The sequence below is a fragment of the Mesorhizobium sp. M2A.F.Ca.ET.067.02.1.1 genome (assembly GCF_004023285.1).
Taxonomy (GTDB): Bacteria; Pseudomonadota; Alphaproteobacteria; order Rhizobiales; family Rhizobiaceae; genus Mesorhizobium.
Genome location: NZ_RZSB01000019.1, coordinates 1 through 26,014, shown reverse-complemented (window position 1 = coordinate 26,014; position 26,014 = coordinate 1). Strand labels below are relative to the sequence as shown.

The 26,014-nt window shown below is 62.3% G+C and carries 27 protein-coding genes and 1 pseudogene; 24 read left to right on the top strand and 4 right to left on the bottom strand.

Annotation, left to right across the window (positions count from 1 at the left end; genetic code table 11):
- The first annotated feature begins 57 nt into the window (after positions 1-57).
- The 17 genes and pseudogenes from EOA28_RS04000 to EOA28_RS03920 all read left to right on the top strand — a co-directional run bounded on the left by EOA28_RS04000 (position 58) and on the right by EOA28_RS03920 (position 14,649).
- Positions 58-270: a helix-turn-helix transcriptional regulator gene (locus EOA28_RS04000; protein ID WP_128314606.1), complete on the top strand. Its 213-nt coding sequence runs from the start codon at positions 58-60 to the stop codon at positions 268-270.
- A 113-nt stretch (positions 271-383) separates the two neighbouring features.
- Positions 384-662, top strand: coding sequence for a DUF2285 domain-containing protein (locus EOA28_RS03995; RefSeq protein ID WP_128314603.1), 279 nt, complete (start codon positions 384-386; stop codon positions 660-662).
- A gap of 280 nt (positions 663-942) precedes the next feature.
- Entirely contained in the window at positions 943-1,584 is a 642-nt protein-coding gene (locus EOA28_RS03990; protein WP_128314602.1) for a DUF2285 domain-containing protein, read from the top strand.
- 135 nt (positions 1,585-1,719) lie between these two features.
- Positions 1,720-2,025 carry a helix-turn-helix domain-containing protein gene (locus EOA28_RS03985; RefSeq protein ID WP_128314601.1) on the top strand — a complete coding sequence of 102 codons (306 nt, stop codon included), beginning with the start codon at positions 1,720-1,722 and terminating at the stop codon, positions 2,023-2,025.
- Positions 2,026-2,138: 113 nt separating this feature from the next.
- Entirely contained in the window at positions 2,139-4,190 is a 2,052-nt protein-coding gene (gene traG, locus EOA28_RS03980; RefSeq protein WP_281060890.1) for an IncP-type conjugal transfer protein TraG, read from the top strand.
- Positions 4,191-4,646 carry a CopG family transcriptional regulator gene (locus EOA28_RS03975; protein ID WP_128314599.1) on the top strand — a complete coding sequence of 152 codons (456 nt, stop codon included), beginning with the start codon at positions 4,191-4,193 and terminating at the stop codon, positions 4,644-4,646.
- Between the two features lie 213 nt (positions 4,647-4,859).
- Positions 4,860-5,792 (top strand): P-type conjugative transfer ATPase TrbB, encoded by a 933-nt coding sequence (gene trbB, locus EOA28_RS03970; protein ID WP_189341918.1) that lies wholly within the window; start codon positions 4,860-4,862, stop codon positions 5,790-5,792.
- A gap of 77 nt (positions 5,793-5,869) precedes the next feature.
- Positions 5,870-6,169 carry a TrbC/VirB2 family protein gene (locus EOA28_RS03965; protein ID WP_128314605.1) on the top strand — a complete coding sequence of 100 codons (300 nt, stop codon included), beginning with the start codon at positions 5,870-5,872 and terminating at the stop codon, positions 6,167-6,169.
- Positions 6,169-6,432, top strand: coding sequence for a VirB3 family type IV secretion system protein (locus EOA28_RS03960; RefSeq protein WP_128314597.1), 264 nt, complete (start codon positions 6,169-6,171; stop codon positions 6,430-6,432). Before EOA28_RS03965 ends, EOA28_RS03960 begins: the two co-directional genes overlap by 1 nt.
- Positions 6,433-6,447: 15 nt before the next feature.
- Entirely contained in the window at positions 6,448-8,997 is a 2,550-nt protein-coding gene (trbE, locus tag EOA28_RS03955; RefSeq protein WP_128314596.1) for a conjugal transfer protein TrbE, read from the top strand.
- Positions 8,994-9,740, top strand: a complete 747-nt coding sequence (gene trbJ / locus EOA28_RS03950; protein WP_128314595.1) for a P-type conjugative transfer protein TrbJ — start codon at positions 8,994-8,996, stop codon at positions 9,738-9,740. The genes trbE and trbJ overlap by 4 nt, the downstream gene beginning before the upstream one ends.
- 13 nt (positions 9,741-9,753) lie before the next feature.
- The gene (trbK-alt, locus tag EOA28_RS03945) at positions 9,754-10,122 is read left to right on the top strand and encodes a putative entry exclusion protein TrbK-alt (RefSeq protein WP_128314594.1); all 369 of its coding nucleotides are present in this window, start codon (positions 9,754-9,756) and stop codon (positions 10,120-10,122) included.
- Positions 10,119-11,488 (top strand): annotated as a pseudogene (trbL, locus tag EOA28_RS03940) (P-type conjugative transfer protein TrbL). The gene trbK-alt and the pseudogene trbL overlap by 4 nt, the downstream one beginning before the upstream one ends.
- Positions 11,485-12,171, top strand: a complete 687-nt coding sequence (gene trbF / locus EOA28_RS03935) for a conjugal transfer protein TrbF (protein ID WP_128314592.1) — start codon at positions 11,485-11,487, stop codon at positions 12,169-12,171. Before trbL ends, trbF begins: the two are co-directional and overlap by 4 nt.
- A 38-nt stretch (positions 12,172-12,209) precedes the next feature.
- Positions 12,210-13,214, top strand: coding sequence for a P-type conjugative transfer protein TrbG (trbG, locus tag EOA28_RS03930; protein ID WP_245501467.1), 1,005 nt, complete (start codon positions 12,210-12,212; stop codon positions 13,212-13,214).
- On the top strand, positions 13,211-14,425 hold the full coding sequence (locus EOA28_RS03925; RefSeq protein WP_128314590.1) for a TrbI/VirB10 family protein: 1,215 nt from the start codon (positions 13,211-13,213) through the stop codon (positions 14,423-14,425). The genes trbG and EOA28_RS03925 overlap by 4 nt, the downstream gene beginning before the upstream one ends.
- Entirely contained in the window at positions 14,422-14,649 is a 228-nt protein-coding gene (locus EOA28_RS03920) for a DUF2274 domain-containing protein (protein WP_128314589.1), read from the top strand. Before EOA28_RS03925 ends, EOA28_RS03920 begins: the two co-directional genes overlap by 4 nt.
- Here the strand turns inward: EOA28_RS03920 and EOA28_RS03915 are convergent.
- From EOA28_RS03915 to EOA28_RS03905, 3 genes are all read right to left on the bottom strand, one after another.
- A complete protein-coding gene (locus EOA28_RS03915; RefSeq protein ID WP_128314588.1) occupies positions 14,641-15,060 on the bottom strand; it encodes a LysR family transcriptional regulator in 420 nt (139 codons plus the stop codon). The two genes, EOA28_RS03920 and EOA28_RS03915, sit on opposite strands and share 9 nt — an antisense overlap.
- Positions 15,061-15,163: 103 nt before the next feature.
- Complete coding sequence (locus tag EOA28_RS03910; protein ID WP_128314587.1) at positions 15,164-15,754, bottom strand: acyl-homoserine-lactone synthase; 591 nt, start codon at positions 15,752-15,754, stop codon at positions 15,164-15,166.
- Positions 15,755-15,831: 77 nt separating this feature from the next.
- Positions 15,832-16,605: a LuxR family transcriptional regulator gene (locus EOA28_RS03905; RefSeq protein ID WP_128314586.1), complete on the bottom strand. Its 774-nt coding sequence runs from the start codon at positions 16,603-16,605 to the stop codon at positions 15,832-15,834.
- 165 nt (positions 16,606-16,770) lie between these two features.
- Between EOA28_RS03905 and EOA28_RS03900 the strand changes: the two genes are divergently transcribed.
- From EOA28_RS03900 to EOA28_RS03870, 7 genes are all read left to right on the top strand, one after another.
- A complete protein-coding gene (locus EOA28_RS03900) occupies positions 16,771-18,027 on the top strand; it encodes an ABC transporter substrate-binding protein (protein WP_210214918.1) in 1,257 nt (418 codons plus the stop codon).
- Positions 18,027-18,953 (top strand): sugar ABC transporter permease, encoded by a 927-nt coding sequence (locus EOA28_RS03895; protein ID WP_128314585.1) that lies wholly within the window; start codon positions 18,027-18,029, stop codon positions 18,951-18,953. The genes EOA28_RS03900 and EOA28_RS03895 overlap by 1 nt, the downstream gene beginning before the upstream one ends.
- Positions 18,950-19,777 (top strand): carbohydrate ABC transporter permease, encoded by an 828-nt coding sequence (locus EOA28_RS03890; RefSeq protein ID WP_128314584.1) that lies wholly within the window; start codon positions 18,950-18,952, stop codon positions 19,775-19,777. The genes EOA28_RS03895 and EOA28_RS03890 overlap by 4 nt, the downstream gene beginning before the upstream one ends.
- Before the next feature lie 18 nt (positions 19,778-19,795).
- On the top strand, positions 19,796-21,484 hold the full coding sequence (locus EOA28_RS03885; RefSeq protein WP_128314583.1) for an alpha-glucosidase: 1,689 nt from the start codon (positions 19,796-19,798) through the stop codon (positions 21,482-21,484).
- Between the two features lie 13 nt (positions 21,485-21,497).
- On the top strand, positions 21,498-23,135 hold the full coding sequence (locus EOA28_RS03880; protein ID WP_128314582.1) for an alpha-amylase family glycosyl hydrolase: 1,638 nt from the start codon (positions 21,498-21,500) through the stop codon (positions 23,133-23,135).
- A gap of 3 nt (positions 23,136-23,138) precedes the next feature.
- Positions 23,139-24,263, top strand: coding sequence for a sn-glycerol-3-phosphate ABC transporter ATP-binding protein UgpC (gene ugpC / locus EOA28_RS03875; protein ID WP_128314581.1), 1,125 nt, complete (start codon positions 23,139-23,141; stop codon positions 24,261-24,263).
- A 61-nt stretch (positions 24,264-24,324) separates the two neighbouring features.
- Positions 24,325-25,032: a GntR family transcriptional regulator gene (locus EOA28_RS03870; protein ID WP_128314580.1), complete on the top strand. Its 708-nt coding sequence runs from the start codon at positions 24,325-24,327 to the stop codon at positions 25,030-25,032.
- 9 nt (positions 25,033-25,041) lie between these two features.
- On the opposite strand, the gene EOA28_RS03865 is transcribed toward EOA28_RS03870, so the two are convergent.
- Positions 25,042-25,659 carry a hypothetical protein gene (locus EOA28_RS03865; RefSeq protein WP_128314579.1) on the bottom strand — a complete coding sequence of 206 codons (618 nt, stop codon included), beginning with the start codon at positions 25,657-25,659 and terminating at the stop codon, positions 25,042-25,044.
- Positions 25,660-26,014: the final 355 nt, after the last annotated feature.

Sequence of the window (26,014 nt, the reverse complement as noted above, 5' to 3'; positions counted from 1 at the left end):
GACGAATACCTAGTATATTGGGTGGCAGTATATTAGGTGGCCGGCGACTCCTCACGCATGATCTTGCGGGAGAGAGTAGCGAAGAATCTACGCCGGCTGAGACATGCCACTGGCTTGTCGCAGGAGGAGCTCGCTGATCGTGCCGACGTCAATCGCAACTATGTCGGTATGCTTGAGCGCGAGGAGCACGCAGCTACCATCGACATGCTCGAAAAGCTCGCCGCAGTTCTGGACGTCGATCCCATCGAGTTCTTCCGCAAAGACAATTGATCAGCCATGGAGCGCCTCAAAGGAATCCGACCTCGGTCGCTGCCCGATTTCCAGTGAGCCAAGGAATCCCGATAGAGCACCTCGACTTGATGCGGTGGCGGAGCATGTGCGCCATGCTTAAACCACTCCTCGATCCCGATGTTGCCGACGTAGCTCCGGATACTCCCATCCTGACGGGGTATGATGAGGAGCGGTTGCTTACCTATATTCGCCTGCTCGACGCAGCCGCTGAAGATGCGGACTGGCGTGAGGTGGCCAGGATCGTCCTCCACATGGATCCTGACCAGGAACCGGAGCGGGCATTCCGATCATGGGAGACGCATCTTGCCCGCGCCCGCTGGATGACGACGAACGGCTATCGATATCTTCTGGCCGGCGGAGCGCCACACTAAGCGTCCAAGACCACGCTTTGCTCAATCAGCACAGCGGTTTGCCAATTCTCCAACTACCCGATTTGCGTGTCGGCACAGATGCTCTTTCCGAAGCCCGCAGCGAATGCGAGCGTCGGGAGAGGACTTGGCACATTGCGCGGCGATTGGACCGATCCGGCTGCCTACACTAACATGCAGGCCTACGAGCCTGCAGAGTTCGCCGCCGAGTATCTGATCCGGAACGACGATTTCATCGCAGAGTGCAGCCAGCTTTCGTCGCATCTTCCGGCTTCCTTAGAACTTGTCGGTCCGGCTGACTTCACCGCTCGTTGGGGCGCGCGATTTCAGAGTCACCGGTGACGGGCTTCCGTTAGCGAAGAACATTATCTGGACGGAACAGGCCTCGCCGCGCGTACTGCGGACCAAGCAAATCCAGTCGTCAGTCAGCCCTGCGCATCAGCCTGTTCAACTTTCCAGACTCGGAGGCGCCACCGTCTGGAAAGCCGACGAGCTTCACATTCTTTGGCTGGGATCGACCGCAAATCACCTCGTCGCCGAGATCCTTAGCGGCGCGTCCGATTTCAACGCCATCGTCCTGCCACTCGACGCGGCGTTCGAGACACGGCTCGACGCAGCACGGCAGTTCTGGCGTGACCTGAACGGCCGGCCGCCCGGTCCTGTCTATGGCGCACTGCCGAAGCAAGCGAAGGCGCGGCACATTCTTAATCTGCGCGCTCATGACGCTCGCCGTGCAGGTGCCGCCTATCGCGAGATCGCCGAGACACTGCTCTCACGAGAACCGATCGCACCGCGGGACTGGCGCGATCACCATCTCCGACACAGGGTCCGGGCGACCCTGCGAAGGGCGGAGCGTCTTGTAGCTGGCGGCTATCGCGATCTTCTCTTCTATCCGCACAGCCGCAGCCGAAAATCCGATCGCTAAAGGTCTGCTTCGCGGGGGCAGCAAATACACCCCCTGCTATCTTTGCCCTCCCTCGTCTTTTCTCAATTGGACCATCGTCCGTTTTGCGCGTCCCGGCAGGCCAGGATGACAGCAAAACCGAATGGAGATCGAGCGATGTCGAAGGGTCCCGCGGACGCGCCCCAAAAATACCTGCGAACGAAGGAGGCAGCACCGATCGTCGGCCTTTGCGCTCGCACCCTGGAAAAACACCGAACCTATGGCACCGGCCCAAAGTACCGAAAGATCGGCGGGCGCGTCCTCTATGACATCGACGACCTGCATGCCTGGATCGAGCTCGGCGCGCGAACGTCCACCAGCGATGCGGACGCGACCTTTGTTCCGCCTGCCAAGCCACATGCCGCTCGCGCGCCTGCTTACGCCGGCAGACGCGATGGCGCCAGCACGCTGGGGCGCGCGTGAAACAGATCAAGCTGGCGTTCGGAGCAATACCGCACTGACAGCACTCCACCGGTCAGGAGGCATCTTCGCTCGCAATCTGATCGACACGCTACGCGATCGCGAGGTCAACGCGATTGGCGCTCGGCTCGCTGCCGTCGCCGCGTGACGCTCAGGATCTCATGTCGTGGCCGTTCTTCTCGCTCGCCAAATCGCGGCGCGTGACACCTATCGATTTTCGTATGGCCGAGGTGTCGATCCGGGTCGAAGCGACCGTCGAACATGGCATGGCGACGATCTGGGACGCCGACATCCTGATCTGGGCAGCCAGCCAGATTGTTGCGAATTGGACGCCGATCGATCTCGGCGTGGCCGAACGATCAGGGTCTGGCTGTCGTCCACAGCTTCGCTGCTCGGCGGGCGCGCTGATAGCGGCAAGCGGTAGCTTCATCGCGATTGCAGTGGCGATAGGAATGTCGGTTTGGCGTGCCCGTGAGGCGAAGAACGCCGCCACCTACGGCTCCGCGCGCTGGGCGACCTTCGACGAAATTCGTGCCGCAGGCATGATCGGTCCGGACGGCGTGGTGCTTGGTAAGTTGGACAGGGACTATCTGCGTCACGATGGTCCTGAACATGTGCTGTGCTTTGCGCCGACCCGAAGCGGCAAGGGCGTCGGCCTTGTCGTGCCGTCACTGCTGACCTGGCCGGGCTCGGCGATCGTCCACGACATGAAGGGCGAGAACTGGAAACTGACGGCCGGATGGCGCGCACGCTTCGGACGAGTGCTTCTGTTCGATCCGACCAATGCCGCGTCGGCCGCCTACAATCCGCTGCTCGAAGTGCGGCGAGGCGAATGGGAAGTGCGTGATGTCCAGAACGTTGCCGACGTGCTGGTCGACCCCGAGGGCTCGCTGGAGCGCAGGAACCATTGGGAAAAGACGAGCCATGCTTTGCTCGTAGGCGCCATCCTGCATGTCCTCTATGCCGAACAGGACAAGACGCTTGCCGGCGTCGCGAACTTCCTTTCCGATCCAAAGCGGGCGATCGAGACGACGCTGCGCAAAATGATGTTGACCAGGCATCTCGGAGACGCCGGTCCGCACCCGGTCGCGGCGTCGGCCGCGCGCGAATTGCTCAACAAGTCGGAGAACGAACGCTCCGGCGTGCTGTCCACCGCCATGAGCTTTCTGGGCCTCTACCGCGACCCTGTCGTGGCCAGGGTGACGTCCCGTTGCGACTGGCGGATCGCCGACCTTGTCGAGGGCGAGTGGCCAACGACACTCTATCTGGTCGTGCCGCCATCGGACATCAGCCGTACCAAACCGCTGATCCGGCTGGTGCTCAACCAGATCGGGCGCAGGCTGACCGAAGACTTGCACGCCAAGGACCGGCGCCAACGCCTGTTGATGATGCTCGATGAGTTTCCGGCACTCGGCCGGCTCGATTTCTTTGAAAGCGCGCTGGCCTTCATGGCGGGCTACGGGATCAAGTCATTCCTGATCGCACAGTCGCTCAACCAGATCGAAAAGGCCTATGGGCCGAACAATTCCATCCTCGATAACTGCCATGTGCGTGTCAGCTTCGCCACCAATGACGAGCGCACTGCCAAGCGCGTGTCCGACTCGCTGGGAACGGGAACCGAGATGCGCGCCATGAAGAACTATGCCGGCCACAGGCTATCGCCTTGGCTTGGGCATCTCATGGTCTCGCGGCAAGAGACAGCACGCGCTCTGATGACACCGGGCGAGATGATGCAGCTTCCGCCTGCCGATGCCATCGTCATGGTGTCGGGCCTGTTTCCTATCCGCGCGAAGAAGGCACGCTATTTCGCCGATCCGCGGCTTGCCGAACGGGTTTTTCCGCCACCCAGACCTGAAGCGATCGCGGGGGCGTCGCCTGGCGACGACTGGACAGCAGTCCAGGCGACGCCCGAGCCCAGTCTTGTAGCGTCGCCGCGACCCGCAGATGAACTGGATGAGGATCCGGCCAATGGTGGTATCCGTCGGCAGCCGGAGCTCCCCAACCACGAGGACATTGCGCCGGAGCGGACAACAGAGCGCGTCGACGAGTTCGACCTGGACCGTGACGAGCCCGACGACGAAGCCGTTCGCCGGCGTTCTCTTGATCGCGCGATGCGGCAGGTGTCGCGTCAGGCCGCACTTGATCCCAATGATGGCATCGAGCTTTAAATCGTGAAGGCTGCCAAGAAAAAACGGCTCTCGGCCTATCTCGACCCAGACGTCATGCACGCGCTTGCCGATTATTCGGCACGGCGAGAGGTCTCGCTGTCGCTGATTGCCGAGGCGGCGATCGCTTCCTTCCTCTCGCCGGATGCCGAGGAGCGAAAGGAGGCTGCAATCACCCGGCGCCTCGACCAGGTCGACCGCCGCGTGCAGCGCGTCGAGCGTGATGTGGGCATCGCAATCGAGACCTTGGCGCTGTTCGTCCGCTTCTGGCTGAACTCGACGCCGGCATTGCCGGAATCCGCGCAGGCCGAAGCCCGAGCGAAAGGTCTGCAGCGTTATGACGCGTTCGTTGACGCGCTTGGCCGCCGCTTGAGCAAGGGACCAAAACTGAGGCAGGAAATCGCTGAAGATGTCCCGCCTGCCTCGCCAGCCGGCGTCGATGATTCTACCGCGCGATAGACGCCGTCGCCGATCCTGCGAGGTCCTCGCACCGCATTTTGCAAGTCTGTGCACGCCTTGGCGCGATCCCTGGTTTTGCTTGTTGCAAGCCCAGAGTTCCTGCCTCTTCTAATCATCCCGACCGCGGCACCGACCAGCTCGCCGCGATGAATGGGGATCAGCGTGGCAATCAATTTTCAGCCTGACGGGGAAGCCATATCGCGCGGCGCGCGAATGCTGCGAACAGCGCTTGGGTCCGCCATCGCTGGCTTCCTTGAAGACCCGACGATCGTCGAAGTGATGCTCAACCCGGATGGGCGACTCTGGGTCGACCGGCTGAAGGAGGGACTTTCGGCCACCGACGAATTTCTGGCCCCCGCCGACGGCGAGCGCATCGTCCGTCTCGTCGCCCACCATGTCGGCGCGGAAGTGCATGCGGGCTCGCCCCGCGTGTCGGCCGAATTGCCCGAGACAGGCGAACGTTTCGAGGGCTTGCTGCCGCCGGTTGTTTCGGCGCCAACGTTCGCCATCCGAAAACCGGCCGTGGCTGTCTTTGCGCTCGAGGACTATGTCGCCGCTGGCGTCATGCTGGACAGCCAGGCCGCCGTGCTGCGGCTCGCCGTCGAAAGGCGCAAGAATATCCTGGTGGCCGGCGGGACGTCGACGGGAAAGACCACCCTGGTCAATGCGCTGCTGGCGGAGGTGGCGAAGACCGCTGACCGCGTCGTGCTGATCGAGGATACGCGTGAGCTGCAGTGTGCTGCGGCCAATCTCGTGGCGCTTCGCACAAAGGATGGTGTCGCCTCGCTTTCCGATCTGGTGAAGTCATCATTGCGGCTTCGCCCCGACCGCATCCCGATCGGCGAGGTGCGTGGCGCCGAGGCGCTTGACCTGTTGAAGGCCTGGGGCACCGGGCACCCCGGCGGCATCGGCACCATCCACGCCAGTTCCGCTTTGGGCGCGCTGCGCCGCCTTGAGCAACTCGTGCAGGAAGCCGTGGTCACGGTCCCGCGCCTGCTTATTGCCGAAACGGTCGACCTCATCGCCGTCCTCGCTGGCCGCGGGTCGGCCCGCCGCCTCGTCGAAATTGCGCTCGTCGACGGTCTCGATCCGGCCAGCGGCGACTACCGAATGCTCGAGGCCAGGATCGACACCGACCAACTCTGAATCCCATTCTCCACAGGAGCTGCAGAATGAATCTGCTTCCCACCATTTCATCTTCTGTCCGCAAGCTCGATACGATCATGCCGCGTGGCGCCGCGATTGCCGCGGTCGCGGCTGCGATGGTCGCGCCGGCGCAGGCCGCCGGCTCGTCCATGCCTTGGGAGGAGCCGCTCCAGCAGATCCTGGAGTCTGTCGAGGGACCAGTCGCCAAGATTGTGGCGGTGATCATCATCATCGTCACCGGATTGTCGCTTGCATTCGGCGATATGTCCGGCGGATTTCGGCGCCTGATCCAGATCGTCTTCGGCCTGTCGATCGCCTTTGCAGCCAGCTCGTTCTTTTTGTCCTTTTTCTCGTTCGGTGGCGGGGCGCTGATCTGATGGATGAGGATATCCGCGGCTTCTTCGCGTCGGTGCATCGCGCGCTGACCGAACCGATCCTGCTTGGCGGCGTGCCACGCGCGGTCGCGATTGCCAACGGCACGCTGGCGGGCGCGATCGGGCTCGGCCTGCGCCTGTGGATTGCCGGTCTGATCCTCTGGGCGATCGGCCATTTCGCCGCCGTCTGGGCCGCGAAACGCGACGCCCAGTTCGTCGACGTCGTTCGTCGGCACCTTCGCTATCCCGCGCATTTTGGCTGTTGAGAGGTCCTCACCCAAATGATGAATCTTGCCGAGTACCGCAGGAAGACCGCCAGCCTTGCAGACTATCTTCCTTGGGCAGCGCTGGTCGCTCCGGGGGTGGTCCTCAACAAGGATGGCAGTTTTCAAAGGACCGCCCGTTTTCGCGGCCCTGACCTGGATTCCGCCACGCCGGCAGAACTGGTCGGAACGACAGCGCGGCTCAACAATGCGCTGCGCCGGCTCGGCTCCGGCTGGGCGATCTTCGTCGAGGCAATTCGGCTTGCCGCGCAACACTATCCCGAAGGTCTGTTTCCCGACAGCGCTTCGGCCCTGGTCGATCTTGAACGTCGCGAACAGTTCGAGGGCCAAGCCAGCTATGACGCGCTCCAGTGGGACCATCAGAGGTCGGATGGGGAGCTCTTTGAGAGCAGCTATTTTGTCTCCTTCGTCTGGCTGCCGCCGGCCGAGGAGAACTCGCGGATCGAAAACTGGCTCTATGAGGGTCGGGCCACCAGCGGTGTCGATCCAAAGGAACTGTTGAAAGGCTTCATCGACCGGACTGACCGGGTGCTGAACCTGGTCGAGGGCTTCGTTCCCGAAGTCGAGTGGCTCGACGACGCCGGGACGCTCACCTACCTGCACTCGACGGTCTCAACCAACCGCCATCATGTGCGTGTTCCCGATACGCCAATGCATCTCGACGCGCTTCTGGTTGATCAGCCGCTCGCCGGCGGACTCGAGCCGCGGCTCGGCGACAGCCATCTGCGCACACTGACCGTCATCGGCTTTCCCACCGTGACCTTTCCCGGGATCCTAGACGATCTCAACCGGCTTGCCTTCCCCTACCGCTGGTCGACGCGGGCGATCCTGCTCGACAAGACCGATGCCACCCGGTTGCTGACGAAGATCCGCCGCCAGTGGTTTGCCAAGCGCAAATCCATCGCCGCGATCCTCAAGGAGGTGATGACCAATGAGGCGTCGGTGCTTGTCGATACCGATGCCACCAACAAGGCGGCCGATGCGGATGCCGCCCTGCAGGACCTCGGTTCTGACCAAGTCGGACAAGCCTATGTCACCGCGACGGTGACGGTATGGGATCCCGATCCGCTGGTCGCCGACGAGAAACTTCGGCTGGTCGAGAAGGTCATCCAGGGCAAGGACTTCACCTGCATCACCGAAGGCGTCAACGCCATTGAGGCATGGCTTGGCTCCATTCCCGGCCACGTCTATGCCAATGTCCGCCAGCCGCCGCTCTCGACGCTGAACCTCGCCCATATGATCCCTCTCTCGGCGGTCTGGGCAGGTCCAGTTGAGGACGAGCATCTTCGCGCGCCGCCACTGTTCTTCGCCAGGACGGAAGGGGCAACCCCATTCCGGTTCAGTCTGCATGTTGGCGACGTCGGCCATACGCTGGTCATCGGCCCAACCGGCGCTGGCAAGTCGGTACTGCTGGCGATGATGGCGCTTCAGTTCCGGCGCTACGAGAACAACCAGATTTTCGCATTCGACTTCGGCGGCTCGATCCGGGCCGCCATGCTCGCCATGGATGGCGACTGGCACAATCTGGGCGGCAACGCGACAAGCTTAGAGAGCCAGGACGATCCGCTCGTCCTGCTGACGTTGGCGGACCTTTCGGACGATGTCGAGGTGGTTTCGCTGCAGCCGCTGAGCCGCATCCATCAGACGCCGGAGCGTGCCTGGGCGGCCGATTGGCTGGTCGACATTCTTCTGCGCGAGGGCGTCCCCATCACGCCGCAGGTCAAGGAGCATCTGTGGTCGGCGCTGACCTCGCTTTCTTCCGCGCCAGTCCAGGAGAGGACCTTGACCGGCCTCACAGTGCTGCTGCAGTCATCGCCGCTAAAGCAGGCGCTTCGGCCCTACTGCATTGGCGGTCCCTTTGGACGGCTCCTCGACGCCGAGCATGAGCGTCTTGGCGAGGCCTCGGTCCAGGCATTCGAAACCGAAGGGTTGATCGGCACCGGTGCGGCGCCCGCCGTGCTTGCTTACCTTTTCCACCGCATCGAGCAGCGGATGGATGGACGGCCGACGCTGTTGATCATCGACGAGGGTTGGCTGGCGCTCGACGACGGCGGTTTTGCCGATCAGCTCCGTGAATGGCTGAAAACGCTCCGCAAGAAGAATGCCTCGGTGATTTTTGCCACGCAGTCGCTCTCCGACATCGACGGCAGCAGGATCGCGCCGGCCATCGTCGAAAGTTGCCCGACGCGGCTGTTTCTGCCGAACGAACGCGCCATCGAGCCGCAGATCACCGAAATCTACCGGCGCTTCGGTCTCAATGATCGCCAGATCGAGATCATCGCCCGGGCAACGCCGAAGCGCGACTACTACTGTCAGAGCCGGCGCGGCAATCGGCTGTTCGAACTGGGCCTCGGCCCTATCGCCTTGGCGCTGTGCGCCGCGTCGTCCAAAGCCGACCAAGCTGCTATCGGGCGCGTCCTCACTGAGGCCGGCCGTGGACAATTTCTCGAGGCCTGGCTTGCCGATCGCGGCCTCCGCTGGGCTGCCGACCTCGTTCCCGATCTCTCCAACGTCACCGACCCGTCAGCAAAGGATCCTTCGCCATGAATTCCCTCCGCAGCATCCTTCGTTCCCGTGGCAAGGCTGCAGGCATCGTCGCAATCGCTATTACCCTGTCCTCGGCGCCAGCTTCGGCTCTCATCGTCTTTGATCCGACCAACTACAGCCAGAACCTCCTCCAGGCAGCCCGCGCCCTGGAGCAGATCCAGCACCAGGTGACTTCGCTTCAGAACGAAGCACAGATGCTGATCAACCAGGCGAAGAATCTCACGTCGCTGCCAACCTCGCTGCTGGGCCAGATCGAAGGCAATTTTTCGCAGATGAAGACCCTGCTCGGCGAAGCCGACAAGCTCGCCTACAGCGTCCAGGACATTGATAGCCAGTTTGTCTCGACCTACCAGAACTTCGGTTCAGATCTTTCCAGCAAACAGCTCGTCGATGGCGCACGTGAGCGCTGGCAAACCTCGGTGTCTGCGTTCGAGCATTCGCTGAAGGCCGGGGCCGTCGCCGCCGACAACATTGAGGCAACACAGGAACAGACAAGCGCGCTGGTCGGCGCCAGTCAATCTGCCGTCGGCGTCCTGCAGGCGACGCAGGCCGGCAACCAGCTTCTGGCCGTGCAAGCCAAGCAGGTCGCCGACCTGACGGCGATGCTGGCCGCGCAGGGACGCGCCAGCGCCCTGGAGCAGGCGCGGCAGGCCGCCGCGCAGGAACAGGCGCGGCAGCAATTCAGCCGCTTCATGGCCGGCAGTGGTTACAGCCCGTCATCCGTGAAGATGTTCCACGACTGAGGTGTGACGTCCCATGAATCTCTATATCGCCGCCCGGATCATAGCCGTTCTCGCCCTTGTCGCCGGCATGACCGCCGCCTTCATGGTGCTGCGCGGCGACGGCTCGCAGGATGCGTCCTCCCCGCGCTCTGCGCATCCGGGCGGCGAGCCGGCCAGGGCTGAACTGGAGCGGTGTCGCAACATCGGAATGGCCGCCATCGCCGACGCGGCCTGCAGGAAGGCCTGGGCCGAAAATCGCCTGCGTTTCCTTGAGCCGACATCGCACGTATCGCCTTATGCGGCCCCGTCTGCCGACAAGGACCAGAGCCGGCTCTTGCCCGAACAGTCGCCCGTATGGTCTTGCGCGCAAGACCATTTGTGCCCGGACAGGGTGGCGCCATGAACAACACCGGTGTCATCGACCGCTTCCTGGAAACGTTCACCCGCTACATCGATTCCGCCTTTGGGCTGCTTGGCGGCGAGGTCGCCTTTCTCAGCTCGACCCTGATCGTCATCGACATCACGATCGCCGGACTGTTCTGGGCCTGGGGTGCTGATGAGGACGTGCTGCACCGGTTGGTGAAGAAGACGCTCTATATCGGCTTCTTCGCTTTCATCATTGGCAACTTCAACCGCCTTGCCGGCATCGTCTTCGAGAGTTTTTCCGGGTTGGGCCTGAAGGCCGGAGGATCAGCACTTTCCGGCTCCGCGCTATTGCAGCCGGGACGCGTTGCGCAGGTAGGCATCGACGCCGGCAATCCGATCCTTCAAGCAGCCAGCCAGCTGATGGGCTACGTCTCGTTCTTTGAGAATTTTGTCCAGATTGCGGTCTTGATGATCGCCTGGGCAATTGTGCTCATCGCGTTCTTCATCCTGGCCGTCCAGATCTTCGTCACCTTGATCGAATTCAAGCTGACGACGCTTGCCGGCTTCGTCCTGATCCCCTTCGCGCTGTTCAACCGGACCGCCTTCCTTGCTGAAAAAGTGCTCGGCAACATCGTCGCCTCAGGCGTGAAGATTCTTGTGCTTGCCGTCATCGTCGGAATTGGCTCGGGCCTTTTCGGCGAGTTCACGCAAGGTTTTAGCGCGGACGAGCCCACGATCACCGATGCGCTTTCGCTTGTGCTGGGGGCTCTGTCGCTGATGGGGCTTTCGATCTTCGGCCCCGGCATAGCGACGGGCCTTGTCTCCGGCGGCCCCCAGCTTGGTGCGGGTGCTGCCGTCGGCACGAGCCTGGCTGCCGTCGGCCTTGGTGCGGCAGGCGCCATGGGTGCTCGGGCCGCATTGAGTGGCGCTGCCGGTGCCGTCGGCGCGGCGGGACGCATGTCAGCAGCTGCGGCACGCGGCGGTGCGCATCTTGCCGGGAGTACGGCGACGGCATGGGGACTTGGCGCAGCCACATCCGGACAGAGCGGCGCCGGCGCGATCGCCGCCGGCATGGCGGGCGTCGCCAGGGCCGGCGCCGGTGCCGTCGCACAGCCGGTGAAGCAGGCGATGTCGCGGGCGGCTTCAGGCTTGTCCTCCAGTCATGAGGCTGGTCGCTCGGCCGCATGGACAGCGACCGGCGGAGAGCGACCGTCGGAGGCGATCGCTTCGGCGCCGGGTTCATCAGCGGCGCCCGGTGCGCAATCCCCGCCGGCCTGGGCTGCACGCATGAAGCGCGGCCAGACCATGAGCCATGGCGCCAGCATGGCCGCGCACTCCGTGCGCTCAGGCGATCACGGTGGCGGCTCGATGAACGTTCCCTCAATCAGGACGATCGCCGATGAGCCTCTTCAAACGACCTTCCGTTCGGTACGGCAAAACACCGCAACCGGAGACGCCGTACCAGCGTGCCGCGCAGGTCTGGGATGAGCGCATCGGTTCGGCTCGTGTGCAGGCGAAGAACTGGCGCATGATGGCCTTCGGGGCGCTGCTGCTGGCCGGTGGCTTCGCCTCCGCCTTGGTCTGGCAGTCGACGCGGGGTTCCGTGGTTCCCTGGGTGGTGGCGGTCGACAAGGTCGGTGAGGCGCAAGCGGTCGCGCCCGCCGTCGCCGGCTACCGTCCGACCGATCCTCAGCTCGCCTGGCACCTTGCCCGCTTCATCGAACAGGTGAGGGCCATCCCGGATGATCCTGTGATCGTGCGCCAGAACTGGCTGCGCGCCTACGACTATACCACCGATCGCGGTGCCATCTCGTTGAACGACTATGCCCGCCTGAATGACCCTTTTGCCAAGGTCGGCAAGATCCAGATCGCCGTCGAGGTCTCCAGCGTCATTCGTGCCTCGCCGGACTCGTTCCGTGTCGCCTGGATCGAGCGCCGCTACGAGAACGGCAGCCTGGCAAGCACCGAGCGCTGGACCGCCATCCTGACCATTGTGATCGAGCAACCCCGGGACGCCGACCGGCTCAAGGCCAATCCGCTCGGTGTCTACGTCAACGCCATCAACTGGTCGAAGGAGCTTTCGTGATGTGTGCTGTACAATTTGGCAGGAAGAGGGTGGATTCCATGCACACTGTGACGATGGCGGTCGTGCTGTCGGCAATGGCGCTCGCCGGCTGCGCCTCAAGAAAATACATTCCGCCCGAGATCAGATATGACGAAGCGACGCCAGCCGTCCGCAAGGTCGACCCGCCAAGCCCGGTCAAGGTGGTGGAGCTGCCGAAGCCCCTTCCGCTGCCGGGCCAGTTGAAGCCGGTCGGGACCATGGGCACGAAGGCGGAGCCCGCCGATCCCAAACAGCGGATCAGTCAGGCCAATGAAGCGGCACGCATGCAGCCGGTTCGCGATGGCTTCATCAACGCCATCCAGCTCTATCCCTGGAGCGAAGGCGCGCTCTACCAGGTGTACGCCGCACCCGGCCAGGTGACCGATATTGCGTTGCAGCCCGGCGAACAGCTCGTCGGTTCGGGCCCTGTCGCCGCCGGCGACACGGTGCGCTGGATCGTCGGCGACACCGAGAGCGGGACAGGGGAGCGGCGTCAGGTCCATATCCTCGTCAAGCCGACGCGGCCCGATCTGGTGACCAACCTCGTCATCAACAGCGACCGCCGCACCTATCACCTCGAGCTACGGTCGACCGAAAAGACTTATATGGCGTCCGTGTCGTGGCAGTATCCACAAGATCAGCTGATCGCGCTGCGGCGCCAGAACGCGCAGGCTTCAGCCGCCCAGCCGGTGGCGGCCGGCGTCGACATTCAGAAACTCAACTTCCGCTACCGCATCGAGGGCGACGCCGCACCCTGGAAGCCGCTGCGGGCGTTCGACGATGGTGCGAAGGTCTATATCGAGTTCCCGTCAGGCATTGGCCAGGGAGAGATGCCGCCGCTGTTCGTCATCGGCCCTTCGGGGAGCTCCGAGTTGGTCAACTACCGCGCACGGCAGAACTACTATGTCGTCGACCGGCTGTTCGCCGCGGCCGAGCTGAGGCTCGGCGACAAGACGAGTGAGAAGCGCGTTCGCATCGTGCGCACCGATGGACGGCCTTCGCGCAGCTTGGGACTGTTCCGATGAGCGAGGCGGCAAATACCTCGAGCGAGGATCTGCGAACCGAGCTGCGGCTACGGCCAGCACCCACCCGGGTGATGCGGCTGTCGCGCAAGGTGCTGGTCGGCCTTGGTGGTGTTGCCAGCATCGCGATCCTTGGCGCGCTGGTGTGGGCACTCGATTCCAGGCGGCGCGACAAGGAGCCACCGTCCGAGCTCTTCACCACTGAAAACCGCTCGACTGCCGATGGGCTCCAGGCGCTGCCCAAGGATTACGCCGGCGTGCCAAAACTCGGTCCCGCGCTGCCCGGCGATCTTGGCCGGCCGATCCGGCGCGCACAGGAGCAGGGAAGGCCGGTGGCTGCGGCCGGAATCAGCACCCCCCACGGTGATCCGGAAGAACAGCGCCGCCTCGCCGAGATCGAGGCCGCGCGGGTTGCAAAGCTCTTTGCCGACACCAATACGAGGACGGGTTCAGGGCGGCAGGGCACCGTCGCAGAAGGCGCGATGACGACCTCGATAGCCAGTCCGGCGACATCGACGGGACAGCCGCAACTCGACTCCGGCCTTCCTCAGAACAGCCAGGACCGCAAGCTCGCCTTCGTCAACGCGGAACCGGACCGCCGAACCGTCAGTCCTGACCGTGTCGCCGGCAAAGCCTCGCCCTATGTTGTGCAGGCCGGCTCGGTCATTCCGGCAGCTTTGATCACGGGGATTCGCTCAGACCTGCCGGGCCAGATCACCGCCCAGGTCACCGAGAATGTATACGACAGTCCGACGGGATCGTACCTGCTGATCCCACAGGGCGCGAAACTGATCGGCCAGTACGATAGCCAGGTCGCATACGGACAGTCGCGCGTGCTGCTGGTCTGGACAAGGCTCATCATGCCAGACGGCAACTCGATCGTGCTGGAGCGCCAGCAGGGCGCGGATGCCGAGGGGTTTTCCGGACTCGGGGACGAGGTCGACCATCACTGGGGCCAGCTGTTTAGGGCGGCTGCGCTCTCGACGTTGTTGGGTATCGGCAGCAGCGTCGGCTCCAGCGACAACGAGAGTGACATCGCCAAGGCGATCCGCGAAAGCGCACAGAATTCGACAAGCAATATCGGTCAACAGATTGTCGGTCGCCAGTTGGACGTGCAGCCCACCTTGACGGTGCGGCCGGGTTTCCCAGTTCGAGTGATCGTCAATCGCGACGTCGTGCTGGCGCCATACGGAACAGGGAAGGCACCGTCATGACGAAGCTGAAACTCTCTGCCATTCCCGACGATCGGCCGGTCAAGTTTTCGTTCGAACTGCCCGCGTCCGTTCACCGCGATCTCGTCGCCTATGCAGAGGTGCTCGGCCGTGAAACCGGGCAGAGCGTTGCCGACCCGGCGAAACTCATCGCGCCGATGCTTGCCCGGTTCATGATGACTGACAGGGCCTTCAGTCGAGCCCGTCGCAATGCCAGGTCAGGATAGGTCAGCCCCGGCGCGGTTTGTCTCTACGAGGCGGAGACTGACATTGGGCGTGCTTCGGATGAAGTCGATGAGCTCGTCCAGAAACTCGGTGATATGAGCCGGCACCTCGATATCGGCTGTAGCGCTTTTGGCTTGCTGGCGCCTTGCCATGCCCGCCGTCGCGAGTGTCCCGTCGAGGTCCCTTAGGACGCGACGAAGGTCACGCAGGAGTTCTGCGCCAGCGAGCGTTGGCCGGACTCCGCCCGAATGCCGCTCGAAGATCGTGGTTCCGAGTGCATGCTCAAGGTCGCGGATGCGCCGGCTCAGGGCAGAATGGTGAATGCCGGTCCGTCGGGAGGCGCCGAGGAAACTGCCTTCCTCGGCAACAACGAGTGCACAATCAAGCGTGAGGAGCTGGACCCGTCGCCGCATTGCGCTTCCATCTCCAGAGATATGTGGGCGCGGCCCTGACCACTGATGGTGGAGATGCTCCACCGGGGATCGCTCCCGCAGGCGATGGCCGCACCCGGCCTGCCTACGAGACAGCGTCACGCATTTCGCGGAGCCTGGCGAGCGTGCGTTGGTCGAAGCTCGCGGTGACAGCCAGGACCTCGTCGCCACTGATCAGTCGGGGTATCCCGAGGGGCGTGACCCTGAAATGCAGCTGCACGAGCCTAAGCAGCCAGAGCGGGTTCATCTCGATGATGATCGTGTCCACACCGTTGTGGAGGCCCCACTCCACGATGCCACTAAGCAGCGTATTCGCCACCGGGCTTAGCATCCGGCCGCGCTCTCGGTGACCGGCCTCGACACAATAGCGTGTCCACTCCCAGATGTTCGGGCCGACGGGTCGATCGACCTCGCAGAGAGCAGAAAGCACCTCGGACAAAAGATGGGGCTTGGTCGATGGCAGCAGACGCTGATAGCCGATGACATGATTATCGTCCTGGATAAAGAGCATGTGAACGGCGTCTTTGTTGTCGAACCAGTCGATCTCGCGGCCGTCCTCGCGGCGCAATTCCGACCAGCCTCTCTCCTCCACAAAGACCTTGTGGCGAAGGCGGAACGCCTGTTCCATTTCTTCGCGATAGAGGTCGACGTTTTCGTTTGTCACGATGTGCAGCATGGGTTGTCCTTCGAGATAGAGGTCAACCTGCAGTCTGCCGGCGCCATTCCCGTTCGGGCATCACGTAAATCCGTGGGTCAGGCTATCAGGCCGAGCCTGAATGCTTCGGCCACGGCGTGGACGGTATTCTGGACCCCCAGCCTTTCGCGCACTGCGCGCAGATGACTGTCGGCCGTATGGCTGCTGATCCCGAGGCGATCGGCAATAGCTTCGACAGGCAGCCCCAGGGAAGCCCATTGCAGGACCTCGTGCTGGCGGGGCGAAAGGTTGACCGTTTGCCGCTGTTCGGTTCCTTCGGCCAGAATTACCGCCTTTCCGAACGCGTACGCAGCAACAAGGAGGAATGCGTCCTGCTCGCCAGGCGGCAGTTCGAGCCTTTCACCGGCAATGGATAACCCGACTCTCTGCCGCTCGACAGTCAGGAACGAAAACGTCAGACCTTCACGCAGTCCGAATTCGGCCGCCTCCTCCATGACACGACGGTCGCCGGGCCAGAGTTCGCCAAGATTGCCGAGGTCTCGCCACGCAAACGGCTGACTTCCCTGCGCGACGAGGCGAATGGTCGGGTCGCGATAGAGATAGCCCATCGAGAAATAGCGGTTAGTCCATTCAGCCGGCCAGCGATCAAGGAGCACATGTGACAGCTGCTCGCGGCGCGAAGCACTGCGCGGCGGGATGATGCCTGCAAGTATGTTCGTCGTCCCGAACTTTCCAGCGAACGAGAGGAGCGCGTCGCCGACATCCTTCGTCGATCTGCTGTGCTGGATGGCAGCCATGAAAGCATAGGTTTCATCGAGCTTGCGGCGCCAGTTTCTTGTTGTGCCGCTCGACCAGGTCCGACCTGGCTGCATCGTCCTTCCTCGCTTCGTTTTTCGTCACCTAGCGTAATATTTTATGAATGTCGACATTCAGCGAGTCGATTCACCGTTGACAAATGTCGACATTATGATGTTCATACAAACGCCGTAACAGCGAGAGTTCACTGAAGAAAGGGGAATGCCATGGAGAGGCGCAGTTTGATCGGCCTGGTGCTTGGTGCCGTATTGATGGCCGGAACCGGAGGTGCGGCAGCGGCCGAGATCACGATTACATGCGGCGTGGCCGGGACGGAATTTGAACTGTGCAAGAGCGGCGCCGAGGCATGGGCAAAGAAGACCGGGAACACGATCCGCGCTCTCCGCAACGTTGAGGACGCCAGTGAACTTTACGGGCTTTTCCAGCAGCAGCTATCCTCGAAATCAGCCGAGGTCGATGTGTATATGCTCAACAACATTTGGCCAGGAGCCCTGGCCAGACACTTCATCGATCTGAAGCCATATACAAAGGGCAGCGAGGCCGAGAACTACCCCAATATCCTGGCGGACTATTTGGTCGACGGCAAACTGGTCGGGCTCCCCTGGTACAACGATGTAGGCGTCCTCTACTACCGCAAGGACCTGCTTGAAAAATACGGCAAGGACGTTCCCAAAACCTGGGAAGAACTTACGGAGACGGCGCAATCCATCATGGATGCCGAACATGCCGCCGGCAACGACAAGCTCTGGGGCTATGTTTTCCAGGGCAAGGCATATGAAGGCCTGTCCTGCAACGCAATCGAATGGATCGATGCTTTCGGTGGCGGCACCGTCATTGACCGGAAAGGAGAGATCACGGTCAACAACCCGAACGCCGCTAAGGCGCTTTCTCTCGCTGCAAGCTGGATCGGCAAGATTTCTCCCGAAGGTGTGCTTGGCGATGCTGAGGAAGAGACGCGGGGTATTTTCCAGACGGGCAACGCCGTGTTCCTGCGCAACTGGCCCTACGTGTGGGCCATGGCCAGCAGCGACGACAGTCCGATCAAGGGCAAGTTCGGCGTCGCAGCCCTGCCGCGCGGAGGCGTCGAGGGTGGCAAGCCGACCGGCAATATCGGGGGCTGGGGACTCGGTGTCTCCGAATATTCCAGAAACAGGGAGCTGGCGGTCGATCTCGTCGTCTATCTCACCAGCGCTGCCGAGCAGAAGCGCCGGGCGATCTCCAATTCCTTCCTGCCGACGCGGCCGGCGCTGTTTGAGGATGCAGATATCCTGAAGGCCGTCCCCCTGTTCGCAAGTATCGGCCCGATCGTGGAGAATGGCGTGGCCTTGCCCTCGACTGTCACCGGCGCGAAGTACAACCAAGTGTCAGCCGCTTTCTGGGAGAGCGTGCACTCGGTGCTTGAGGGAAGCGAGACCCCTGAGGATGCCCTGCCGGAACTGGAGGCCAACCTCTCGAAGATTGGCCGAGGAGGGTGGTGATGTCGACGGGCACGGTCTCGCTCGAGAGGCGGCGTGTCCGGACCGCGTGGATATTTCTGTCGCCTGCTATCGCCGTCTTTGCGGCGGTAGCAGCGTGGCCGCTGCTCCGCACGATCTGGCTCGGCCTTACGGATGCGGGTCTTGGAGCGGAAACGAGCGGCCGGTTTGTCGGCTTCTCGAATTTTCTTGCGCACGACCAGGACGGCTGGTCCGGGCTGCTTGTTGATCGTGACTGGTGGCGCGCCGTGTTCAACACGGTGACCTTTGCGGGCATCTCGGTTGTGCTCGAGACCGTTATCGGCTTCGCGCTGGCGCTGCTTATCGATCGCGAGTTCCCCGGACGCGGACTCCTCAGGGCCGCCATCCTGATCCCCTGGGCTATTCCCACGATTGTCGCGGCCAAGCTCTGGGGCTGGATGCTCAATGACCAATACGGCGTCGTCAATCACGTGCTGTTGATGTCCGGCGCCATCAATGAACCTGTCGCCTGGATCGCCAATCCCGCCATCGCCTACTGGACCGTGATCATCGCCGATGTCTGGAAAGAAACGCCTTACATGACACTGCTCATCCTCGCAGGACTGCAGATGCTGCCGCGGGACTGCTTCGAGGCAGCCCGCATCGATGGCGCCGGACTGTGGACGATATTGACGCGGATCACCCTGCCGCTGATCTGGCCGGCCTTGATAGTTGCCGTCACCTTTCGCGCGCTCGATGCACTACGTGTCTTCGACGTCATCTACGTCCTCACATCCAACAACAAGCGCGTCATGTCGATGTCGATGTTCGCGCGCCGTGAGCTGATTGATTTTCAGCTCGCAGGGTACGGCTCTGCCGCTGCAACCCTGCTGTTCCTGACGATTGCCGCAATGACGATCATGTTCCTTACCGCGACAAGGTCTAGCACCGTGGGGAGACCGTCATGAAGGCGGTTCTGCGCCGGACGGGCCTCTATGCGCTCGTTCTCTTTGCGGCATTCTATGTGCTGTTCCCGTTCTACTACGCGATCGTCTCGTCGCTGAAATCCGGTGCGGATTTGTTCGTTGCCGAGCTCTGGCCCAGCCACGTCGGACTGTCGAACTTCGTAGCAGTGCTCGCGGACGGTCAGTTCCTGCACAACATCCTGAATTCGCTCATCGTGGCATCTGCGGTAACCGCCGTCTCCCTCTTCGTCGCGACGGGGGCGGCGTTCGCTCTGGGTCGCATCCGGTTCCGCGGTCGGGATACAGCAATGCTGGCGATCCTGTCTGTCTCGATGTTCCCGCAGGTCGCGGTGCTGGCGGGGCTTTTCGAGCTTATCCGCGGACTCGGTCTCTACAATTCCCTCGGCGGGTTAGTGCTTTCGAACCTTATCCTGACCCTCCCGTTCACAGTCTGGGTTCTGACTGCCTTCATGCGCGAACTCCCGGTGGAACTGGAGGAAGCTGCGTATGTTGACGGCGCCACGCCGCTGATAGTCCTGACGCGCATCTTCCTGCCGTTGATGACGCCGGCCCTGGTGACGACGGGCCTGTTGACCTTCATCGCATCGTGGAACGAATTTCTGTTCGCCCTGACGTTCACGCTGACGGACGACGTCCGCACGGTGCCGGTGGCGATCGCCACCATGAGCGCAAACAGCCACTACGAATTGCCCTGGGGAAAGATCATGGCAGCGTCGGTGGTTGTAACGGCACCGGTGGTTCTCGTCGTGCTCATTTTCCAAAGGCGCATCGTCTCCGGCCTTGTGGCGGGAGCCGTAAAAGGCTGATCTGAAAGGAAATCCGAAATGACAAAAAACGGCTTGGCTCCGAGGGGTGACGCTGTCGCGCAGGACTGGTGGAGAGGTGCAACCGTCTACATGGTCTACATCCGCAGCTTCATGGATGGGAACGGCGACGGCGTTGGCGACCTGCCTGGCCTGCTAGAAAAGGCGGAGTACATTGCCTCACTGGGCGTCGATGCGGTCTGGATTTCGCCCTTCTTCGTTTCTCCGATGAAGGATTTCGGCTACGACGTCGCGCACTTCACCGATGTAGATCCCATCTTCGGCACGCTTGCCGATTTTGACGCTGTCGTCGCGCGGTTCCACGAACTCGGGGTGAAGATCCTGCTCGACATGGTCGTCAGCCACACCTCGGACCAGCATCCATGGTTCGGGGAGAGCAGGGCCGACCGAACCAACCCGAGAGCGGACTGGTATGTCTGGGCGGATGCCAAACCGGATGGCTCGCCGCCGAACAACTGGCTGTCCGTCTTCGGGGGTTCTGCGTGGCAATGGGATCCTCGTCGCGGGCAGTACTACCTGCACAATTTTCTCCGGTCACAGCCCGATCTCAATTACCACAACTCGGATGTCCCGAAGGCGACGCTTGCCGCCTTCGAGTTCTGGCTCCAACGCGGCGTCGACGGGTTCCGCCTCGACACGGCCGACTATTATTTTCACGACAGCGAGTTGCGGGACAACCCGGCCATTCCGGAGGGGTTTTCCGGTTCGACCGCACCGCGCAGCAATCCCTATGCGATGCAGCTTCACAGCTATCAGAAAATGCGACCTGAAAACCTCGGCTTTCTGGAACAGCTGCGTGCACTGATGAAGCGATATGGGGATGCGGTCCTCATAGGTGAACTCCCTGTCGATCAGGATGAACCCCGATGGACGCGATCCTATACGAGCCACGAACGGCTCCACACCGCCTACACGTTCAGAATGGTTGCTACCACCTCGCCTGATCAGATCCGCAATATCGTCTCGGAAATGGAAGAGGGCATTGGCGAGGGATGGCATGCGTGGGCGCTTTCCAGCCTTGATGTCAGACGTGTTCTTTCGCGCTGGAAGATGGGCAATCCCGACCGCGCGGCACCGCTTCTGATGGCATTGCTGGCCTGCCTGCGGGGCACCGCTCTCTACTATCAGGGGGAGGAGCTCGGGTTTTCCGAATCCGAAGTCGCATTCGACCAGCTGCAGGATCCTTATGGGATCGAGTTCTGGCCGACATTCAAGGGGCGCGATGGCTGCCGGACACCGATTGCATGGACCTCCGGGGGGCAGTTCGGAGGCTTCTCCGGGGTCAAACCATGGCTGCCCGTGGACGCGGCGCATGTGGCGCGCTCTGTGGAGGGCCAGGACGGCGATCCGAAGTCGGCTCTCAATCGGGTGAGGCGATTCCTTGCCTGGAGGAAGGAGCATCCAGTCCTGCGCTGGGGAAGCGTTCGCTTCCTCCATGCACCACAGCCCGTGCTCGCACTGATCCGGGAAGACGGCGACGATGTGACTGCCGCGGTATTCAATCCCGGCAGCGAAGCGGTCGAGTTCGATGCTCCGGAGCTGGCTGCCCTGAGCGCCCTCGCAGGGCACGGATTCACCGGTTCAGCAACAAACGGACGGATTCGCCTGGAGGCAATGGACGCTGTGTTCCTGGGGCCTGCCTCCGCCGCTCCAGCTCTGGGAGCGACGGCGACCATCCGGCCCCTTTAAGGAAGACAGTCCAATGACAGTTCAGCGCGATGAATGGTGGCGGTCAGCCGTCATCTACATGGTCTATATCCGCAGCTTCAGGGACGGCAACGGCGACGGAATCGGGGATCTGCCCGGTTTGCTAACCGAAGTCGACCATATCGCGTCGCTCGGTGTCGACGCAGTCTGGATCTCCCCCTTCTTCAAATCTCCCATGAAGGATTTTGGCTACGACGTTGCTGACTACCGCGAAGTCGATCCGATCTTCGGGACCATGGCGGACTTCGACGCGGTGCTGGCGGCGTTTCATGCGCGCAACATCAGGGTCCTCCTTGATCTTGTTGTCAGCCACACGTCCGATCAGCATGACTGGTTCAGCGAAAGCCGATTGAGCCGCTCCGGCCCGAAGGCGGACTGGTATGTATGGGCCGACCCGAAGTCCGACGGTTCGCCACCTTCGAACTGGCTATCGCTATTCGGCGGTTCGGCTTGGCAGTGGGAACCGCAGCGCGGACAGTACTATCTGCATAATTTTCTGCGCTCGCAGCCGGATCTCAACTATCATACGCCGCAGGTTCAGGATGCCATCCTCGATGTCTTCGAATTCTGGCTCGAGCGCGGCGTCGACGGCTTCCGTCTCGATGTGGTGAATTTCTATGTTCATGACCGTCATTTGCAGGACAATCCGCCGGTTCCGGCCGATGCCGATCTCTCGACGGTTCCGGTCAGCAATCCCTATGGCCGTCAGCTTCATCTCCATGACAAGAACCAGCCCGAAAACCTGGTCTTTCTGGAGCGGCTGCGGAGACTGATGCGCCGCTACGGTGACGCGTTTCTGCTCGGCGAGCTTGGCGTGGACGAAGAGGTTCCCGAATGGACGCGGCGCTACACGCAGGCCTGCGAGCGTCTCCATACTGCCTACACCTTTGAACTGCTGGCGGCGAAGGAGCCGGATCCCGTTCATATCCGCAATGTGGTCTCCGCTATGGATCGTGGAATGGGCAACGGGTGGACAGCGTGGTCACTCTCCAATCTCGACAATCCGCGGGTCGTTTCCCGCTGGCATGCCGAAGATTGTCCGGACAGGGCCGCGCCACTCTTCATTGCGCTTCTCGCCACCTTCCGGGGCACGATCTGTCTCTATCAGGGCGAGGAACTCGGTTTCGAGGATGCGCGCGTCGCATTCGAAGATGTGCAGGATCCCTACGGTCTGGAATTCTGGCCGGTCTACAAGGGACGGGACGGCTGCCGGACCCCGATCGCATGGACCTCGCAGGCACCCCACGGAGGATTCTCGGATCAAGCACCCTGGCTGCCCGTCGATCCTCGTCACATTACCCGCTCGGTGGAGTACCAGAGAGAATCTGCATGCTCGAGCCTAAACCGGGTGCGGCGTTTCCTGTCCTGGCGGCAGGCGCAGCCGGAGTTTCATGCCGGGTCAATGAGGTTCCTCGACGTTCCAGCACCGCTGGTGGCGGTGGCACGCGAAAGGGAGCATGGCTCGCTGATCGGTATATTCAATCCAGGCCCTGCCGCGATCGAGTTGGCGCTGGCCGGCCTGGCCGGCGCGAAGGTGGTAACGGGACACGGCTTTTCCGGGCATTTCGAGCGGGGTCGAATGAAGCTCGACGGGTATGACGCAGCCTATTTGCGCGTCGAGAGGGAGATCTGACTAATGGCCAGGGTTGAGCTGAACAACATCCGAAAAGCCTATGGGGCGGCGCGGGTCATCGACGATGTGAGCTTCACGGTCGAAAATGGCGAATTCGTCGTGTTCGTCGGGCCTTCCGGCTGTGGCAAGTCGACATTGTTGCGCCTTATCGCCGGCCTCGATGATCCGTCTGGCGGTGATATCCTGATCGCTGGAGATCGCGTGAACGACAGACTGCCCCGCGAGCGGGGCATCGCCATGGTTTTTCAGTCCTACGCGCTCTATCCCCATATGACCGTGTCGAAGAACATGGCATTCGGACTGGAACTTGCTGGGACCGGCAAGGCCACGATCGAGGCTCGTGTGAAGCGGGCCGCCGAAATCCTCGATCTCGCGCCACTCATGGAGCGGCTGCCGAAGCAGCTGTCGGGCGGACAGCGCCAGCGCGTCGCCATTGGCAGGGCGATCGTACGCGAACCAAGAGTCTTTCTGTTCGACGAACCTCTGTCCAATCTTGACGCGGCGCTGCGCGTCCAGATGCGCATCGAGATCGCCAGGCTTCAGGCGCGTCTTGGCGCCACCACCATCTACGTCACGCACGATCAGGTCGAGGCCATGACGCTCGCCTCCAAGATCGTCGTGCTCAACGCGGGACGAGTGGAGCAGGTGGGTGCGCCGCTGGAACTCTATGACTCGCCGGCGAACCTGTTTGTTGCAGGCTTCATCGGCTCCCCGAAAATGAACTTCATCGAAGCAGAAGTCACTGAGCGAAGCGACACCTCGGTTGGCCTGCGCCTGCCTGGCGGCAAGCAGGTCGCCCTGCAGGCTGCAGGGTCCACCGCCTCACCAGAGGAAAAACTGACGCTCGGAATCCGGCCCGAGCACATTATCCTGAGACCGGATCCTGCCGGGCAGGATGGCATGGTCGAATTCATCGAGGAACTTGGCGACTGCCATCACCTCTACGTTCGCTTTGGTGGCGAGCAGACCGTCACGGTCCGCGGCGAAGGCAAATCGAGCTGGCGTCTTCGGGATCCAGTGCAACTGGTGTTCGATCCGGAGCGCTGTCACCTCTTCGGGAACGACGGGCGGGCATTGAACTGTCAACGTCGTTTGTCTGATGTTGTGCCTGTCGACAATCAGAATTAGAACAGAAGCCGATGCCGGGCGCTGATGGTAGGGCTCCGCAGCGATACCTCGAAAGGCTTTTATGTCAGCACAGGATCTCAGCAAGCGCGACCCGAATTTCCAGGCCAAGACTTTTGCCGATCAGGTCGTCGATGCGGTGTTCGAACAGGCCGCGCAGGGTATTCTTCTTCCAGGTGACCGTATTCTCGAGGTTGAACTGGCAGCCAAGCTCGGCGTGAGCCGGGCGCCAATTCGCGAAGCCCTGCGCATCCTTGAGACGCAAGGTCTGATCGAGAGCGTCCCTTATCGTGGAATGCGCATCTTTGACGTCACGGCGAGCCTCGTACGCGAACTGAATTTGGTGCGGCGCGAGCTTGAAGCCCTGGCGATTACTGAGGCCGTGTCGACCGGTGCCATGAAGCGGCTGACGGCGGAACTGACGGAGATAGTCCGCGCGATGGAAGGCGCCGCCACGCAGGGCCAGAGGCGCGAGGCAGCACGGCTCGACGCGCAGTTTCATACCGCCATCATATTCGCATCCGACAATCGGATCCTGCAAAGTCTCTGGACCACGCTGCGGCCGCGGCTCGAGATCATCTTCTCCCTTGCGTGTCTGGAACGCGACCTCGGCAGCCTCTGCGAAGAGCACCGGCAATTGCTTCAAGCGCTGAGCGCCACTCCGTCGAAGAAGCTCAACATGGCTCTCAGGGACCACATCGTGACCGACAACGTCAGTGTGGACTATGAAGGCATCATTTCCGGCCGCCGCGCTGCCCGAGATCAGAACTGACCGGCGCTGTTAGGTCCGGATCGGGCTGGCTTCGAAGCGATAGCGGATGACGCACGGCGCATCGGGCGAAATATCCACCGCCGTCCTGATCCCGCGCCGCGCGATCGGATTGTCGGCCAGCGACACGTCCTCTGCAAAGTCGAACGCCGCAGCGATTGGCTCGATCCCGAGGCCGCGGAAGCGGCCATTCCAGGGTGGAGTCTGAAGGGCCCGATCTCCGATCCAGACCAGGCAGGACGGCAGGATACTTCTGTCCCAGTCGATCGTAAGCCGCGCTCCGGCATCGAGAAATTCGACGGAGACAGGGCCTCGAACACCGCACAGCTGCACGACATCCTCCGCAGGCTGTGTCTTCGGCAGCCGTGTGAGATCCACTGATCCGCCACCTCGTGCCGGAACGCTGCTTAACTGGCTGAACTCGCGTCCGGGCCTGCTCAGCATGGCGTTGGGTGGCACTATTGTCGGGTAGGTGAGCCCGAATTCGAAATCGGCGGCAATCCTGATCTGCCCGGCAGGGCGATCAAGATCGAGGATGGGATGCAGCCCAAGCGGAACGCGACAGGCGCGCCGGCTTTCCACGGCGAAGGTGATATCGAGCGCCGGAGCATCCGGATCGGCCTCGATCATTCTGGTCACACGCATCACGGGGGAGGGGGAAGGATAGGCCTGTCCCAGCAGCAGTCTGGTGCCGTCCCTTGACAGAAGGATCCATTTTTCGTTTGCCGACAATCCGTGTGGAGGCGAATTGACTGAGCCGCTGAGAACGTCACGCCATTCGAATTCGGCCTGCCTCTCGACTGGACCGCCAACGCCGAAAGGCGCGCAGGCAAATTCCCCACCGAGCCATTGCATGTGACCTGGCAGGTCCCCGTATGCCCGGTCGCCGGCCCAGGATGCGGCGGCGAACGGCACGAAATCGCGCCCGTCCGGCAGGCGGAAGCTGCAGTCCGTGAGGATGGCGCCGACGGGAACGACCGCCAAT

What these genes read in the sequence shown, in the direction of transcription:
- EOA28_RS04000 (WP_128314606.1), top strand. Translation starts at nt 58, where the DNA reads ATGATCTTGCGGGAGAGAGTAGCGAAGAATCTACGCCGGCTGAGACAT.
- EOA28_RS03995 (WP_128314603.1), top strand. Translation starts at nt 384, where the DNA reads ATGCTTAAACCACTCCTCGATCCCGATGTTGCCGACGTAGCTCCGGAT.
- EOA28_RS03985 (WP_128314601.1), top strand. Translation starts at nt 1,720, where the DNA reads ATGTCGAAGGGTCCCGCGGACGCGCCCCAAAAATACCTGCGAACGAAG.
- trbB (WP_189341918.1), top strand. Translation starts at nt 4,860, where the DNA reads ATGCTGCGAACAGCGCTTGGGTCCGCCATCGCTGGCTTCCTTGAAGAC.
- EOA28_RS03965 (WP_128314605.1), top strand. Translation starts at nt 5,870, where the DNA reads ATGCCGCGTGGCGCCGCGATTGCCGCGGTCGCGGCTGCGATGGTCGCG.
- EOA28_RS03960 (WP_128314597.1), top strand. Translation starts at nt 6,169, where the DNA reads ATGGATGAGGATATCCGCGGCTTCTTCGCGTCGGTGCATCGCGCGCTG.
- trbE (WP_128314596.1), top strand. Translation starts at nt 6,448, where the DNA reads ATGATGAATCTTGCCGAGTACCGCAGGAAGACCGCCAGCCTTGCAGAC.
- trbJ (WP_128314595.1), top strand. Translation starts at nt 8,994, where the DNA reads ATGAATTCCCTCCGCAGCATCCTTCGTTCCCGTGGCAAGGCTGCAGGC.
- trbK-alt (WP_128314594.1), top strand. Translation starts at nt 9,754, where the DNA reads ATGAATCTCTATATCGCCGCCCGGATCATAGCCGTTCTCGCCCTTGTC.
- trbF (WP_128314592.1), top strand. Translation starts at nt 11,485, where the DNA reads ATGAGCCTCTTCAAACGACCTTCCGTTCGGTACGGCAAAACACCGCAA.
- trbG (WP_245501467.1), top strand. Translation starts at nt 12,210, where the DNA reads ATGCACACTGTGACGATGGCGGTCGTGCTGTCGGCAATGGCGCTCGCC.
- EOA28_RS03925 (WP_128314590.1), top strand. Translation starts at nt 13,211, where the DNA reads ATGAGCGAGGCGGCAAATACCTCGAGCGAGGATCTGCGAACCGAGCTG.
- EOA28_RS03920 (WP_128314589.1), top strand. Translation starts at nt 14,422, where the DNA reads ATGACGAAGCTGAAACTCTCTGCCATTCCCGACGATCGGCCGGTCAAG.
- EOA28_RS03915 (WP_128314588.1), bottom strand. Translation starts at nt 15,060, where the DNA reads ATGCGGCGACGGGTCCAGCTCCTCACGCTTGATTGTGCACTCGTTGTT.
- EOA28_RS03910 (WP_128314587.1), bottom strand. Translation starts at nt 15,754, where the DNA reads ATGCTGCACATCGTGACAAACGAAAACGTCGACCTCTATCGCGAAGAA.
- EOA28_RS03905 (WP_128314586.1), bottom strand. Translation starts at nt 16,605, where the DNA reads ATGCAGCCAGGTCGGACCTGGTCGAGCGGCACAACAAGAAACTGGCGC.
- EOA28_RS03895 (WP_128314585.1), top strand. Translation starts at nt 18,027, where the DNA reads ATGTCGACGGGCACGGTCTCGCTCGAGAGGCGGCGTGTCCGGACCGCG.
- EOA28_RS03890 (WP_128314584.1), top strand. Translation starts at nt 18,950, where the DNA reads ATGAAGGCGGTTCTGCGCCGGACGGGCCTCTATGCGCTCGTTCTCTTT.
- EOA28_RS03885 (WP_128314583.1), top strand. Translation starts at nt 19,796, where the DNA reads ATGACAAAAAACGGCTTGGCTCCGAGGGGTGACGCTGTCGCGCAGGAC.
- EOA28_RS03880 (WP_128314582.1), top strand. Translation starts at nt 21,498, where the DNA reads ATGACAGTTCAGCGCGATGAATGGTGGCGGTCAGCCGTCATCTACATG.
- ugpC (WP_128314581.1), top strand. Translation starts at nt 23,139, where the DNA reads ATGGCCAGGGTTGAGCTGAACAACATCCGAAAAGCCTATGGGGCGGCG.
- EOA28_RS03870 (WP_128314580.1), top strand. Translation starts at nt 24,325, where the DNA reads ATGTCAGCACAGGATCTCAGCAAGCGCGACCCGAATTTCCAGGCCAAG.
- EOA28_RS03865 (WP_128314579.1), bottom strand. Translation starts at nt 25,659, where the DNA reads ATGATCGAGGCCGATCCGGATGCTCCGGCGCTCGATATCACCTTCGCC.